Annotated in this window: 16 protein-coding genes and 1 pseudogene; 6 read left to right on the top strand and 11 right to left on the bottom strand. The window is 66.7% G+C overall.

Going from position 1 to position 13,754, the window contains the following annotated elements:
* Positions 1-20 precede the first annotated feature (20 nt).
* The 4 genes and pseudogenes from QF040_RS13550 (at position 21) to QF040_RS13535 (ending at position 3,756) form a co-directional block, all read left to right on the top strand.
* Positions 21-1,224, top strand: a pseudogene (locus QF040_RS13550) (ammonium transporter).
* Between the two features lie 70 nt (positions 1,225-1,294).
* Positions 1,295-2,269, top strand: a complete 975-nt coding sequence (locus QF040_RS13545; RefSeq protein ID WP_429611457.1) for an MBL fold metallo-hydrolase — start codon at positions 1,295-1,297, stop codon at positions 2,267-2,269.
* Positions 2,270-2,398: 129 nt separating this feature from the next.
* Positions 2,399-3,334, top strand: a complete 936-nt coding sequence (locus tag QF040_RS13540) for a succinylglutamate desuccinylase (RefSeq protein WP_429611456.1) — start codon at positions 2,399-2,401, stop codon at positions 3,332-3,334.
* Between the two features lie 8 nt (positions 3,335-3,342).
* Complete coding sequence (locus QF040_RS13535; RefSeq protein WP_429611455.1) at positions 3,343-3,756, top strand: DoxX family protein; 414 nt, start codon at positions 3,343-3,345, stop codon at positions 3,754-3,756.
* Here QF040_RS13535 and QF040_RS13530 read toward each other — a convergent pair.
* The 5 genes from QF040_RS13530 to QF040_RS13510 form a co-directional block, all read right to left on the bottom strand.
* On the bottom strand, positions 3,746-4,069 hold the full coding sequence (locus QF040_RS13530; RefSeq protein WP_429611454.1) for a hypothetical protein: 324 nt from the start codon (positions 4,067-4,069) through the stop codon (positions 3,746-3,748). The genes QF040_RS13535 and QF040_RS13530 overlap by 11 nt on opposite strands.
* Before the next feature lie 14 nt (positions 4,070-4,083).
* Positions 4,084-5,025 carry a restriction endonuclease gene (locus QF040_RS13525; RefSeq protein ID WP_429611453.1) on the bottom strand — a complete coding sequence of 314 codons (942 nt, stop codon included), beginning with the start codon at positions 5,023-5,025 and terminating at the stop codon, positions 4,084-4,086.
* Positions 5,026-5,170: 145 nt separating this feature from the next.
* The gene (locus tag QF040_RS13520; protein ID WP_429611452.1) at positions 5,171-5,461 is read right to left on the bottom strand and encodes a nucleotidyltransferase family protein; all 291 of its coding nucleotides are present in this window, start codon (positions 5,459-5,461) and stop codon (positions 5,171-5,173) included.
* 32 nt (positions 5,462-5,493) lie between these two features.
* The gene (locus QF040_RS13515) at positions 5,494-6,423 is read right to left on the bottom strand and encodes a peptidoglycan DD-metalloendopeptidase family protein (RefSeq protein WP_429611451.1); all 930 of its coding nucleotides are present in this window, start codon (positions 6,421-6,423) and stop codon (positions 5,494-5,496) included.
* Between the two features lie 63 nt (positions 6,424-6,486).
* Entirely contained in the window at positions 6,487-7,035 is a 549-nt protein-coding gene (locus QF040_RS13510; protein ID WP_306883176.1) for a pseudouridine synthase, read from the bottom strand.
* A 143-nt stretch (positions 7,036-7,178) separates the two neighbouring features.
* Here QF040_RS13510 and QF040_RS13505 point away from each other — a divergent pair, with 143 nt between their 5' ends.
* Positions 7,179-7,481, top strand: a complete 303-nt coding sequence (locus tag QF040_RS13505; RefSeq protein WP_429611450.1) for a hypothetical protein — start codon at positions 7,179-7,181, stop codon at positions 7,479-7,481.
* 59 nt (positions 7,482-7,540) lie between these two features.
* Here QF040_RS13505 and QF040_RS13500 read toward each other — a convergent pair whose 3' ends face one another.
* Positions 7,541-9,355 carry a glutamine--tRNA ligase/YqeY domain fusion protein gene (locus QF040_RS13500; RefSeq protein ID WP_429611449.1) on the bottom strand — a complete coding sequence of 605 codons (1,815 nt, stop codon included), beginning with the start codon at positions 9,353-9,355 and terminating at the stop codon, positions 7,541-7,543.
* Positions 9,356-9,502: 147 nt separating this feature from the next.
* Between QF040_RS13500 and QF040_RS13495 the strand changes: the two genes are divergently transcribed.
* On the top strand, positions 9,503-9,859 hold the full coding sequence (locus QF040_RS13495; RefSeq protein ID WP_429611448.1) for a hypothetical protein: 357 nt from the start codon (positions 9,503-9,505) through the stop codon (positions 9,857-9,859).
* Positions 9,860-9,940: 81 nt separating this feature from the next.
* Here QF040_RS13495 and QF040_RS13490 read toward each other — a convergent pair whose 3' ends face one another.
* From QF040_RS13490 to QF040_RS13470, 5 genes are read right to left on the bottom strand one after another with little or no spacing between them, the layout of a single operon-like run.
* The gene (locus QF040_RS13490; protein WP_429614652.1) at positions 9,941-10,795 is read right to left on the bottom strand and encodes a LytR/AlgR family response regulator transcription factor; all 855 of its coding nucleotides are present in this window, start codon (positions 10,793-10,795) and stop codon (positions 9,941-9,943) included.
* Between the two features lie 17 nt (positions 10,796-10,812).
* A complete protein-coding gene (locus tag QF040_RS13485; RefSeq protein ID WP_429614651.1) occupies positions 10,813-11,850 on the bottom strand; it encodes a sensor histidine kinase in 1,038 nt (345 codons plus the stop codon).
* Positions 11,851-11,894: 44 nt separating this feature from the next.
* Positions 11,895-12,191, bottom strand: coding sequence for a 2TM domain-containing protein (locus QF040_RS13480; protein WP_307646663.1), 297 nt, complete (start codon positions 12,189-12,191; stop codon positions 11,895-11,897).
* Positions 12,188-13,135, bottom strand: a complete 948-nt coding sequence (locus QF040_RS13475) for a sterol desaturase family protein (protein ID WP_429611447.1) — start codon at positions 13,133-13,135, stop codon at positions 12,188-12,190. Before QF040_RS13475 ends, QF040_RS13480 begins: the two co-directional genes overlap by 4 nt.
* 45 nt (positions 13,136-13,180) lie before the next feature.
* On the bottom strand, positions 13,181-13,702 hold the full coding sequence (locus QF040_RS13470) for a DUF6622 family protein (protein WP_307611971.1): 522 nt from the start codon (positions 13,700-13,702) through the stop codon (positions 13,181-13,183).
* Between the last annotated feature and the right edge of the window lie 52 nt (positions 13,703-13,754).

The following is a 13,754-nucleotide window of genomic DNA, read 5'->3' as shown; positions in this document are numbered from 1 at the left end:
AAAAACTGCAAGAAGCTCCCATGGACGCACTTAAACAGGGCGCAGATGCGCTGTTCATCCTTCTCGGCGCCATCATGGTGTTGGCCATGCATGCCGGTTTTGCCTTTCTGGAACTGGGCACCGTGCGCAAGAAGAACCAGGTCAATGCGCTGGTGAAGATATTGGTCGACTTCTCGGTCTCGACCATCGTGTACTTCCTGGTGGGCTACGGCGTGGCCTACGGCACCCACTTCTTCGTGGGCGCCACCGAGTTGGCGGCCAAGAGCGGCTACGAGTTGGTGAAGTTCTTCTTTTTGCTGACTTTCGCCGCGGCCATTCCGGCCATCATTTCGGGCGGCATCGCCGAGCGCGCCAAGTTCTGGCCGCAGCTCATCGCCACCGCGGTGATCGTCGGCGTGGTGTATCCGCTCTACGAGGGCATCGCCTGGAACAAGGCCTTCGGCATCCAGGCCTGGATCGCCTCGGTCACCGGCCACGAGTTCCACGACTTCGCGGGTTCGATCGTGGTGCACGCCGTGGGCGGCTGGCTCGCGCTGCCGGCGGTCATCCTGCTGGGCGCGCGCCGCAACCGCTACCGCGGCGACGGCTCGCTGAGCGCGCATCCGCCGTCGAACATCCCGTTTCTCGCATTGGGCGCGTGGGTGCTGTGCGTGGGCTGGTTCGGCTTCAACGTGATGAGCGCGCAGAGCATCGACAAGATCTCGGGCCTCGTGGCCGTCAACTCGCTGATGGCGATGGTCGGCGGCACGCTGGTGGCGCTGGCCCTGGGCAAGAACGACCCCGGCTTCGTCTACAACGGCCCGCTCGCCGGCCTCGTGGCCGTGTGCGCCGGCTCCGACCTCATGCATCCGCTGGGCGCGCTGGTGGTGGGCGGCGTGGCGGGCGGCATCTTCGTCGTCATGTTCACGCTCACGCAGAACAAATGGAAGATCGACGACGTGCTCGGCGTCTGGCCGCTGCACGGCCTGTGCGGCACCTGGGGCGGCATCGCGGCCGGCATCTTCGGCACGCAGGCGCTGGGGCGGCATCGGCGGCGTGAACGTTTGGGCGCAGCTGATCGGTACGGTGATCGGCGTGGTCTGGGCCTTGGTCGGCGGCGCGGTGGTGTACGGCACGCTCAAGGCCACGATGGGCCTGCGGCTCTCGCAGGAAGAGGAATACGACGGCGCCGACCTGTCGATTCACCACATCTCGGCCACGCCGGAGCGCGAGGTCAACTGGTAAGCACGGCGCAGGGCGGGCGGGTTGGGCTATTCTTCGGCCCCTCTAAAGACAAGCCGGAGAAGGAAGACCCATGACCCAACCCACCCACTGGCTGCGCCGCGGCATCGCCGCACTGGCGAGCAGCGTGCTGATGCTTTCGTTCACGGCGGTGCACGCCGCCGCCCCCCAGATCAAGACCCAGGCGCCGGGCTTCTACCGCATGATGCTCGGCGACTTCGAGGTCACCGCGCTGTTCGACGGCACCATCGACCTGGAGGTGAAGAAGCTGCTCACCAACACCACGCAGGCGCAGGTCGGCAAGCTGCTCGACCGCTCCTTCAAGAAGGAACTGGTGCCCACCTCGGTGAACAGCTACCTCATCAATACCGGCAGCAAGCTCGTGCTGATCGACACCGGCGCCGGCTCGCTCTTCGGCCCCACGCTGGGCAACCTGCGCAACAACCTGCTGGCCTCCGGCTACAAGCCCGAGCAGGTCGACGACGTGTTCATCACCCACATGCACGGCGACCACGTCGGCGGCCTCATCGTCGACGGCAAGCTGGCCTTTCCCAACGCCACGATCCACGCCGGCCAGGAAGACGCCGATTTCTGGCTCAGCAAGGCCAACCTGGAAAAGGCCACGCCCGAGATGAAGGGCTTCTTCCAGGGCGCGCAGGCCTCGCTGAATCCGTACGTCGAAGCCGGCAAGTTCAAGCCCCTGGCGGGCGGTGCCGCCGACCTCGTGCCCGGCATCAAGGCCGTGGCCGCCCACGGCCACACGCCCGGCCACAACACCTACGTGATCGAGTCCAAGGGCCAGAAGCTCGTGCTGTGGGGCGACCTGATGCACGTCGCCTCGGTGCAGTTCGTGCAGCCGCAGGTGACGATTTCGTTCGACGTCGATTCCAAGACCGCCGCGGCCGAGCGCAAGAAGGCGTATGCGGATGCGGCCAAGGGGCGATACCTGGTGGCCGGCGCGCATCTGCCGTTCCCGGGGCTGGGGCGCATCCGGGCCGAGGGCTCGGGGTATGCGTGGGTGCCTGTGGATTACCAGCAGGTGCGATAAGCCGTTGATCTGAAGCGCATTTTTGGGGCGCCGCAGCGGCGGTGACTGGTTCGCGAGGTCGGGAAGCACGGATTTGCCTGCTGTAGCAAACTCCCCAGACCCCATCGCTTCCACGCCAACAACAGCCCCATGACCCAATCCCCACCCGCCCTCGAGGTCCTCCCCCGCGACCTGTCCGCCTACCGCCAGGGCAACGTCGGCATCGACTATGTGCACCGCTTCGAGTCCGGCAAGCCGGGCCCGCACGTGCTGATCAATGCGCTCACGCACGGCAACGAAATCTGCGGCATGACCGCCGCCACCCACCTGCTCGACAACGGCGTGCGCCCGAAGATCGGCACGCTCACCGTGGCCTTCGCCAACATCGACGCCTACGAGTCGTTCAAGGAAGAGTCCCCCTACGACAGCCGCCAGATCGTGCACAACCTCAACCGCATCTGGTCGCCCGAATGGCTGGACGGCGGCGAGGACAGCCCCGAGCTGCGCCGCGCGCGCATCCTGCGGCCGGTGGTGGACGCCGCCGACCACATCCTGGACATCCACTCGACCAGCCAACCTGTCGTGCCGTTCTGGGTCTACCCGGCGTTCGAGCGCAACGCCGAGGTGGCATTGGCCATCGGCCGCCCGTCGGTGCACCTCGTGATGCCCGACGGCCTGGGCTCCGGCACGCCGCTGATCCAGTACGGCAGCCACGGCGGCCCCGACGGCAAGGGCGTGGCGATGGTGGTCGAGTGCGGCCAGCACTTCCTGCGCTCGGCATCGGTGCTGGCAACCGCTGTCACGTATGACTTCCTCGCGTACTTCGGCTTGGTCGACAAGGACCCGGCCACGCCCGCGCCCGCGCCGCAGCGCCGCTTTCAGCTGCTGCAGACACACGTCATCAAGTCGGAAGACTTCGCGTTCGTGCGGCCGCTGATCGGCTTCGAGACCTTTGCCAAAGACGAGCTGATCGCGACCAACGGCCCGGACGAAATCCGCGCGCCGTGCGACGACTGCACGATCTTCATGCCTGCGCAGCGCGTGATCGTGGGGCGCGAAGCGGTTTATCTGACCAAGCCGATCTGAAGAAGCGCATGACGGATTCGCCCGTCATGAGCCGCTGGCGCGTGGCGGGCCTGGTGTTCGTCTTCCTGTGGTTCGCTCTCGGCGGCATCGCGCATTTCGTGGCGACCGAAGCGGAGATGCGCATCGTGCCGCCGTACATCCCCTGGCCGCGCGCGGCCGTGCTGGTGAGCGGCGTGTTCGAACTGCTGGGCGCGGCCGGGCTGCTGTGGCGGCCGACGCGGCGCGCCGCGGGGATCGGCCTCATCCTTCTGACCCTGGCCGTGACGCCCGCGCATTTCTACATGCTGCAGCGGCCGGAGCTTTTTCCGAGCGTGCCGTATTGGGCGCTGGTGGTGCGGCTGCCGGTTCAGGTGGCGCTGCTGGCGCTCATTGCGTGGAGCACGTCGGTGTGGCCGGGGTCGAAGAAGACGGTCAGCAGATGAGCAGGTGCGTCGGCTTGCTGGTGGTGCTGTAGTCGGCGTGCCAGTAATGCGGGTCGTCGCAGAGGCTGAATACGGCTTCGGAGGTCGCGTGGCGATTGTCGAAATGGTTGTGCAAGGTGACGTGCACGGAGCCCGCGTCGGGCCAGTCGATGCCGACATCGACGACGCGGTTGCCCGAGGCGATTTCGGCGGCGAGGATTTTCTGCAGGGCGGGGTGCAGGCGGGTGTTGAGGATGTCGAGGGTTTCGCGGCGGGTGGCGCGGGCGAAGGATGTGTCCAGGCAGGCTTCGGTGAACAGCGGTTGATTGGTCATGGCGCGCCTCGCGGTCAGACCGTTGCAGATGCCTTCGACTTCGGAATCGTCCTGCCCCGGCATTTCGGATAGTTGGCGCAACCCCAGAAGCTGCCTTCATTTTTGGACGAATTTTTCTCGACCATCTTCGTGCCGCAGCTTGCACAGGTGGGCCGCCAGTATTCGCCTTCGTAAGCCACGGCGAGCAATGCGGCCTGTTGCTCGGGCGTGCGCTGGCCGATCAGCTTGAGCAAGGCTGCGCCGTCCTGCGCGTGGATGCCGTTGGCCTTGGCGAACGCTGCGGCGTCGGCGGAGAAGGTCGAGCTCGTCACGTAGGTGCCGGTCTTCAACTGATGCGAAGCCATCACGCCAAGGAACTCCCGCATCTCCTTCACGCCCACGGGCTTGCTTCGCCAGTGCTTGCATTGAACGATGCGCGGCACGTCGCTGTGCTTGGAGTGAAGCCAGATGTCGATGCCGCCGTCCGCGCCGTGCGACTGGCTGCGCGTGGTGAAACCCGCCTGCGCGTAGAGCGCTTCGCACAAGGCCTCGAAGCGGCGCCATTCGATGGCCGCGAGCACGGCGGGGCTCCATTGCTGCTGCTGTGCAGGTGTGGGTACTGAAGGCGAGGGCGTTGGCTGGGAAAGATTGGAGTCCAACACGGGTTCGCGTCGCACGGCCGCAGAAGGCGCTGCCTTGACCGCAGCAGCCGATGGCTCGGCACGCTCGATGGCCTGAGGCACAACCTTCTTGCGAGCGACGAGATAGTGCAGCCCCAGCAAGGCCGCGCCAATCGCCAGTGCCGTCCAGCCTGCAGGACGAAGCGCCGGGCCGAGCGTGCCGATGATCGGCCCGCGCATGAAGGCCGGAAGTACCACCAAGAGCAGGACACCGACAACAATCGCCGTCCACCCCTTGCCCGCCAGTTCCATCCGCGCTCGCTCGCGGCGCCGCTCGGCTCTTGTCTGTTTGGTCATCGTCTCAACCCGCCCCTCGTTGGAATGGCGCGAGTTTATGAGGCGAGCGGAATCCGGAACTCAGGGTGATTACTCAAGCCGCGAACAGCGCGGAGTCAACCAACGGGATCGGATGGCGCCGGGCCTCGCGTTGCGGGTCGCCCGATTAGATGGGCATGGCGTCGCGAAGCACTCGGTCGCGGCAGCGGGAAGGCAGGCCGTCAGGCGTGACCACATCCACGTCCATTCCCAGCAGATTTTTTAGCTCGTATCGGATGGCGCCGATGCCCATGTACGTGGTTTGTACCGTGGGGTCGACCAGCAGATCGATGTCGCTGCCGGGACCGTCCTCGCCCCGCGAAACCGAGCCGAACACCCGCACGTTCCGGACGTGATGACTCAAGGTTATTTCGAGAACGCGGGCGCGGTGCCGGGACAGTGCTTCGGACGGGCGCATGAGCAGAGTGTGGTGCGGTGGCTTGCCAGGCTTCAAGCCGGAATGAACAACGCCGGGTCCACCATCGCCCGATTCAACATCACAGACCAATGCAGATGCGGCCCAGTCACCCGCCCGGTCGCGCCCACCGCAGCCAACTGCTCCCCCGTCTTCAGCACATCTCCCACCTTCACATCCACCCGGCTCAGATGGCAATACATCGTCAGCAGCCCGCCGCCATGGTCGAGCCACACCGTGCCGCCGTTGAAGAAATAGTCCCCCGTATCGATCACCCGCCCCGGCAGCGGCGCCAGCACCGGCGTGCCCGTGCCGGCTGCGATGTCCATCCCGCTGTGCGGATTGCGCGACTGCCCGTTGAACACGCGCCGCAGGCCGAACGAACTGGAGCGGCGACCCGGCACGGGCACACGCATCTGCAGCATGGCATCGGGCCGCAGGTCGGTGAGCGTGGCCATCACGCCAGTCAGGTGATCGCGCTCGCGCACGTAGCGCGCTTCGTCCTCGGGCGAGAGATCGACCGTGCGCGGCGCCACGGTCAGGCGCTGCTCGCGGTATTGCTTGTCGGTGACCGTGTAGGCGACCTGTCTTTCGCTCCCGCCGTTCTCTGCGCGCACCGTGATGCTCGCGTCGCCGGGTTTGGCTGCGAGCGGGATCCCGACGAGCGCCGTCCATTCGATGGCGTCACCCACAACGAGCAAGGGCACGTCGCCTGCAAAGGCCGCCGGGCGCTTGGCGCTCGGGCCGAGCGACAGGCGCGCCACGCCGCCCGGCACCTGGGACGCGTGCGGCCAGACGTCGGGGTGCTTCTGCGTTTGCGCCTGCTTGGACTTCGCGGGCGCAGCAGCGACGGCTTGCGTTGCGGGCAGCGCAAGCAGGCCCAACGTGCCGAGCAACGCGCTGCGGCGATTCATCGGTGCGGGCGTGAGGAGGTCGGGCGAAGTGGTTCGGATGTTGTCGTGCATGAAGAGAAGAAGAAATCGAATGAAACAGGTTCTGTCTGTGACGTCGCGCGGCGGCGTTCGTTGTTACTCGCGCCAGGTGCCGGGCGCCAGTCCATCGAGCGTGTGCGGCCCGATGGCGGCGCGGATCAGGCGAAGCGTGGGCAGCCCGACAGCGGCGGTCATGCGCCGCACCTGGCGGTTGCGGCCTTCGCTGATCGCCAGTTCCAGCCAAGCGGTCGGAATGCTCTTGCGCTCGCGAATGGGCGGTTGCCGCGGCCACACATCGGGAGGCGGGTCGAGCAGGCGGGCGCGGGCAGGGCGCGTGAGGCCGTCGTTGAGCTGTACGCCCTGGCGCAGTGCGGCGAGCGCCTCTTCGGTCGGCACGCCTTCCACCTGCACCCAATAGGTCTTCTCCATCTTGAAGCGCGGATCGGCGATGCGCGCCTGGAGCTGGCCGTCGTTGGTGAGGAGCAGCAGGCCTTCGCTGTCGGCATCGAGGCGGCCGGCGACGTAGACGTCGGGAATGTCGATGAAGTCCTTGAGCCCGCGCCAGCGGCCCTCGGGGGTGAATTGGCTGAGGACGCCGTAGGGCTTATTGAAGCGGATCAGGCGGGAAGGGCTTGGAACAGTCATGAATGCACAGGATAGCCCGGGTCTGCGGCCGGTCGCCGTCGGACGGCGGCGGCAGGCCACATCAGATCGCGCAGCCGTCCTGCAACGCGAACGTGTTCACGCGGCTTCCAATCTACCCAGACAACTGAACAACGGAGTCGGACATGACGATGCGAAGTTTCAACCGGTTGGCATGGGTGGTTGCTGCGGGCGTCGCGGTGACGGGATGCAGCAGCACTTCCTTGCGCGTCGGCGGCGCGCCCGATGCGAGCGTCAAGAACTGCGTGACTGCCGCCGCGCGCGAACTGCGGGTGCCGCCGGGCGGTATCGCAGTGGACAGCGGCTCGACGCCGCGTGACGGCGTCTACACGATCAACCTGAAGGTCGGCCCGCAAGGCCGCTCGGCGGTATGCACGACGGACGAAAACAGCGCGGTGCTGGGCGTGGTCTACAAGCGGCCGGAATAGATGAAATGAAAAAGCCGGAGCCATTGCGGCCCAGCTTTGTGCGGGGGAAAGAAGGCGGGTTACTTGCCCCAGCTATCCCGCATCCCCGCAGCCCGATTGAACACCCGCTTGCCGGGCGCATCCGTCTTCGTATCCACCACGAAGTACCCATGCCGCTCGAACTGAATCCCCACGCCAGCCTGGGCCTTCGCCAATGAAGGCTCCACGAACGCCGAGCAAATCTCCAGGCTCTGCTTGTTCAGCTCATCCAGCAGTTCCCCGCTCCCCGGATTCGCCGCTGCAAACAGTCGCTCGTACAGCCGCACCTCGGCCTGCACCGCATCCGCCGCGGCCACCCAGGTGATGTTCCCCTTCACCTTGATCGCGTCCGCGCCGGGCGTGCCGCTCTTGGTGTCCGGCACCAGCGTGGCCTGCACTTCGACGAGCTTTCCGGCGGCATCGCGCGTGGCGCCGGTGCATTCGATGACGTGGCCGTACTTCAGCCGCACCTTGTTGCCCGGGAACAGGCGGAAGAAACCCTTGGGCTGCACGTCCTCGTAGTCGGTGCTTTCGATCCACACCTCGCGGCCGAGCTTGAACTCGCGCTTGCCCATCTCGGGGTGGTGCGGGTGCACGGGGGCGGAGCAGTCGTCGAGTACGTCGTCGCCGCCCATGAGCTCGCCCCAGTTCGTGATCACCAGCTTGACCGGGTCGAGCACGGCCATGGCACGCGGGGCGATGGGGTCGAGGCTGTCGCGGAGCGCGGCTTCGAGGCTCGCGTAGTCGATCCAGCCGCCCGACTTGGTGGTGCCGCTGCGCTCGCAGAACAGGCGCAGCGCCTCGGGCGTGTAGCCGCGGCGGCGCAGGCCCGCGATGGTGGGCATGCGGGGGTCGTCCCAGCCGTCGACGTGGCCTTCTTCGACCAGCTGGCGCAGCTTGCGCTTGCTGGTCATGACGTGGGTGACGTTCAGGCGCGCGAATTCGTATTGGCGCGGATGCGGGCTGGCGATGAGGCCGCCTTCGGCGAGGCGGTCGAGCAGCCAGTCGTAGAAGGGGCGCTGGTCTTCGAATTCGAGGGTGCAGATCGAATGCGTGATCTGCTCCAGCGCGTCTTCGATGGGGTGCGCGTAGGTGTACATCGGGTAGATGCACCACTTGTCGCCGGTGTTGTGATGGTGGGCACGGCGCACGCGGTACAGCGCGGGGTCGCGCATGTTGATGTTGGTGCTGGCCATGTCGATCTTGGCGCGCAGGATGGCGGCGCCGTCGGCGACCTGGCCGTCGCGCATGGCGCGAAAGCGCGCGAGGTTCTCCTCGGGCGTGCGGGTGCGGAAGGGGCTGTCGGTGCCGGGCGTGTTGAAGTCGCCGCGGTTCGCACGCACTTCGTCGGCAGTCTGCTCGTCCACGTAGGCGAGGCCGGCGCCAATCAGGTATTCGGCGGCTTCGTACATGAAGTCGAAGTAGTTGCTCGCGAAGTACTCGTGCGGCTGCAGGGTGCCGGGGGCGCTGGGGCGGTCGGCCAGGTAGGTCTCGTAGCCGAGCCACTTCACGGCGTCGCGGATGGAATCGACGTATTCCTGTTCTTCTTTTTCAGGGTTGGTGTCGTCGAAGCGCAGGTGGCTCACGCCGCCGTATTCGCGGGCCAGCTCGAAGTTGAGCCAGATGCTCTTGGCATGGCCGATGTGCAGGTAGCCGTTGGGTTCGGGCGGGAAGCGAAGGCGGACCTTGGCGGGGTCGTTCATGCCCTGTGCATGGTGGGCGGCGTTGCCGGGAGAGCCGCCCCATTTGCGGCCGGAATAGGCACCCTGTGCGAGGTCGTTCTCGATCACGTGGCGCAGGAAATTGCTCGGTGCGGCGGCCGTTTTGGCACTGCTTTTGTCGGTCGGGGAGGTCATTGCTTCATTCTAGAGGCGACCCCCTGTGGGTTACCTTTGGCAACGTTCTTCACAATGGCCGGTGCACCCCGTTTGCAATTGCCGCGTTCAATACACACATGGGCGGTCCAGACCCGGACAGTGCCCCCGAAACAAGGAGTCAACATCATGAGCCTCACACGTTCCACCTTCTTCAAATGGGCTGCCGCGGGCGTCGTGGCAGCCGGTGCATTGTTCGCAGCCACCTCGGCCAGCGCTCGCAGCGATGTGAGCTGGTCGATCGGTGTCGGCGTCCCCGGCGTGGCGGTCGGCGTGGGCGGTCCCGCCTACTACCCGGCTCCCGTCTATGCACCGCCGGCCCCGGTCTATTACGCACCGCCGCCGCCGGTCTACTACCGTCCGCCGCCGCCGGTGTATTACCGTCCGGCCCCGGTGTATTACGCGCCGCCGGCTTACTACGGTCCCCGCTACTACGGCGGCGGGTACTACCGTGGCCACGGTCACCGTCATGGCCACTGGCGCTAAACAGCCACATCAATCGTGACTGAATGAAAAAAGCCGGCCCCCGAAAGGGCCGGCTTTTTGCTGGGCGTTCGCCGCGTGATTTCACATCGCGCGAAACAGATGCGCGTAAAGCCGGCTGACCGGAATCTTCTCGGCCCGCCCGCGCAGCGTGAGATGCAGCTTGCCGGCCTCGTCCCGGTGCACCGATTCGATGGCCGCGCTGCGCACCACCACCGCGCGGTGCACCTGCCAGAAGGTGTCGGCGTCGAGTTGCGTCAGCAACTGCTTGAGCGGCGTGCGGATCAGGTACTCGTGCGTCGCGGTGAGCACGCGAAGGTACTTGTCGGCCGCCTCGAAATACAGCACTTCGTCGATGGGCACCATGCGCACCGTGCTGCCGCCGGCGTCGCTGGCGGCAATCATCCGCAGCGGTGCAGAGGGCGCCGTTGCGGGCAGCGCCGCGCCGGTGCCGGCGGCGGCGAGCACCTGGCGCCATTGCGCAAGGGTTCGTTCGAGTGCCTCGTCATGGGCCGCAGCGGGGGAGGCCGATGGCGAAGGCTGTTGCTGCTGCGCCGCCAGCGCCTGCTGCAGCCGCGCCACGGTCTTCTGCAGCCGCCCGGGCTGCACGGGCTTGAGCACGTAGTCGATGGCTTCTGCCTCGAAGGCGCGCGCGGCGTATTCGTCGTAGGCGGTGACGAACACCAGCTGCGGCATCGGCGCCTCGTCGGTGGGCCAGCTGTCGGCCAGTTCGGCCGCGGCACCCAGGCCGTCCAGGCCGGGCATGCGGATGTCGAAGAACAGCACCTGCGGCAACAGGCGCAGCGCCTCGCGCACCGCGCTGCGGCCGTCGCCGGCGGTGGCGACGATCTGCAGTTCGGGCCAAGCGGCGGCCAGTTCGGCCTTGAGGGCTTGGGCCAGAAGGGGCTCGTCTTCGGCGATCAGTGCGGTGGGGTTCATCGTGGTTGTGGTCGCATTCATGAAGCAGCAATCGCCGGCAGAGGAAAGCTCAGCGTGGCGCAGGTGCCGCCGGACGGCGCGGCCGCAAGGCGCATCTCGCTTTGCGGGCCGAACACGGTGGCCAGGCGCTCGCGCACCTGTTCGAGCCCGAAGCCGCTGCCGCCTTCTTCAGAGTCAGAGGGCAACGCCGCATCGAGCCCGACGCCGGTGTCGTTCACTTCGATGACCAGCCGGTCGCCGCTGCGGCGCGCGCGCACGGCGATCTCGCCGCCTTCGACCTTGGGTTCCAGCCCATGGCGAATGCTGTTTTCCACCAGCGGCTGCAAGAGCAGCGGCGGCACCGGAACGTCGCGCAGGTCCTCGGGCAGCTCGAGCGTGTAGCGCAGGCGCTCGCCCATGCGCACCGACATCAGTTCGAGGTAGTCGCCCAGCCGGTCGAACTCGGCCGAGAGCGGATGCGCCAGCGCGCGCGAGCCGCTGAGCGTCATGCGCAGGTAGCTGTTGAGGCGGTCGAGCATCGCCACCGCGCGCGGCGGGTCGGCGGTGATCAGCACGCGCAGGTTCGCCAGCGTGTTGAACAGCATGTGCGGCTCGAGTTGCGTCTCCAGCAGCTTGAGGCGTGCCTCGGTGGCGTTGCGCTGCGCCAGATCGAGCTGGCCCTGCATGTGCTTGCTCTTGCCGAGGCTGAAGAAGAAGTAGCACATGCCGATGGTGGCAACCAGGGTGATGACGATGGTCGAGGTCATCTTTCGCGTGGCGAGATTGCGGAATTCCATCGGCGGCACACCGACCCAGGCGTCGCCGATCGCATTGCCGGCAAGAAAGCCGACGGTGACGCCCAGCGCCACCAGGCCGTAGCCCCAGAGGCCGTGCGGCCACAGCACCTCCTTGTTGCCGCTCAGGATCAGCCGGCCGGTGTCGATGACGAGCCAGCTGATCGTTCCGATCGACAGCGAATACACCATCTGGGATTCCCAACTGCCGTTGCCCGAGATGGCCAACGCCGAGCCGATGAGGCAACAGAAGGCGACGGTGATCAGGCCATGCCGCAGCATGTTGCGGAAGTTCTCCGCGCGAAACCGGGGCAGCGCTTCAGGCGTCACCCGCGCTCCCCGGCGCCCAGTGCGCGGCGCTCGCGTGCCACGAGCCGGTCGTAGAAACCGCCGCCGGGCGCAAGGAACCAGATCACCGCGCCGTGGATGAGAAGGCCGAGGCCCCAGCCCATCAGCGGGTACATCGCCCAGGTGTGCCCCTTGGCGGCCGAGAGCCCCACCAGCCCGATGTTGACCAGCACATAGACGAAGGCGTGGATGTACCAGCCCATCTTGGCGCCGGCGCGGCGGCGGGCGAGCTTTTCGAGGTCGGGACGCGAGGTATTGGAGGTGGTGGTATTCATGACAACTCCTTGATCGAAAGGGGAATGAAATCGGGTGCGGAAGGCGGCGTTGCGGGCCGGAGGGCGGCGCGCTGCCGCAGTTCCTCGGTGGTGTCGCCGGGCCCATCCGGACGCCAGCCCGGCGGCTTGACGAGGTATCCCACGAACGCACGCACCGAGCGCGCCGAACGCAGGTCGCGCAAGAGCCCGCGCCAGTGGGTGAACTCGATCTCCAGGATGTTGTTCGAGGTGATCGGGTTCACCAGCCCGTAGCGGCAGGGCAGGTCGGCGCGCTCGGGGATGTAGGTGCCGAAGAGCCGGTCGAACACGATGAGCACGCCGCCGTAGTTGCCGTCCAGGTATTCGAGGTTCGAGGCGTGGTGCACGCGGTGGGCCGAGGGCGTGTTGAGCACCCATTCGAGCGGCCCGAGGCGCGGAATCCACGTCGCATGAATCCAGAACTGGTAGAGCAGGTTGAGCGTGAGCATCAGCAGGATCACCTTCGGCGGCATGCCCAGCAGCGGCGCCAGCATGAAGAACAGCAGCGTGCCGGTGAGCTTGCCGGTCCAGCCGAAGCGGTAGGCGGCCGACAGGTTGAGCTGGTTCGGCGAATGGTGGATGGCGTGGGTGCACCAGAACCAGCGCACCCGGTGGGCCGCGCGGTGGTACCAGTAGTAGCAGAACTCCTGGCCGATGAAGCAGGCGACCCAGCCGCTCCAGTGGTCCATCGGCAGGGTGAAGAGCCGGTGGTTCCAGAACCAGTCCATCGCGCCGGTCCAGAAGGCCACCGGCAGCAGCCAGCGCAGCGGGTATTCGCGCACCAGGAAGTCGAACACCGAGACGCCGGCCGCCTTCCAGTCGTAGCTGGCCCAGCCGTTGCGCCAGGAGAGCACCAGCGCCTCGAGGACCGAGGCGACCAGCACCACCGTGACGGAGATCTTGAGGAGCAGAAAGAGCACTGTCATGGCGGTTCCTGGCTGGGCGGGGCGCTCGGGGCTGGGGCTCGGATCTTAGGCCGCACGGACGCCGGTGGCGACAGCATCGGTGCTGATCGCCAGCTTCCACAGGCGCACCGCGCGGGCCGCGAAGATGCCGCTGAAGGCGCCGTACAGCGTGGGGATCGCCAGGGCGAAGACCGCCTGATGGCGCAGCTCGGGGTGCATGGCGAGCGCCACGCCCACCACGTACTTGGTGCAGAAGATGCCCATCATCAGCGCGAGCGGCACGGCGCTGCCGGCCAGGTGGAACTGGCGGTTCGCCGCGTCGTAGCGGGTGGTGGCGGGCAGCGGGCGCTGCAGCACCAGCGCGATCAGCACCGCCGCTGCCGCCGCCCAGCCGAGCAAGGCACCCAGCGAATCGCCAAAGGCCGAGATCACGCCGAAGACCGACAGGCCGCCCATGAGGATGGGCATCAGCGTGACCCGGCTGAGGCTCACGCTGTTCGACAGCAATTGCTTGGCGCCGAGCCAGACGAGCAGCACGAAGACGGCGAACACCCACTTGGGTGTGTGAAGAAGGATCTGCAGCAGCATGGTGGTTCTCCGGTGAAAGGTATGGGTGTTGTGAACGGGGAATCGATGGGCG

The organism is Variovorax sp. W2I14 (assembly GCF_050435205.1).
GTDB classification, from domain to species: domain Bacteria; phylum Pseudomonadota; class Gammaproteobacteria; order Burkholderiales; family Burkholderiaceae_C; genus Variovorax; species Variovorax paradoxus_C.
Note: the sequence above shows the minus strand (reverse complement) of the source record. Positions and strands in the feature narration are given on the sequence as shown.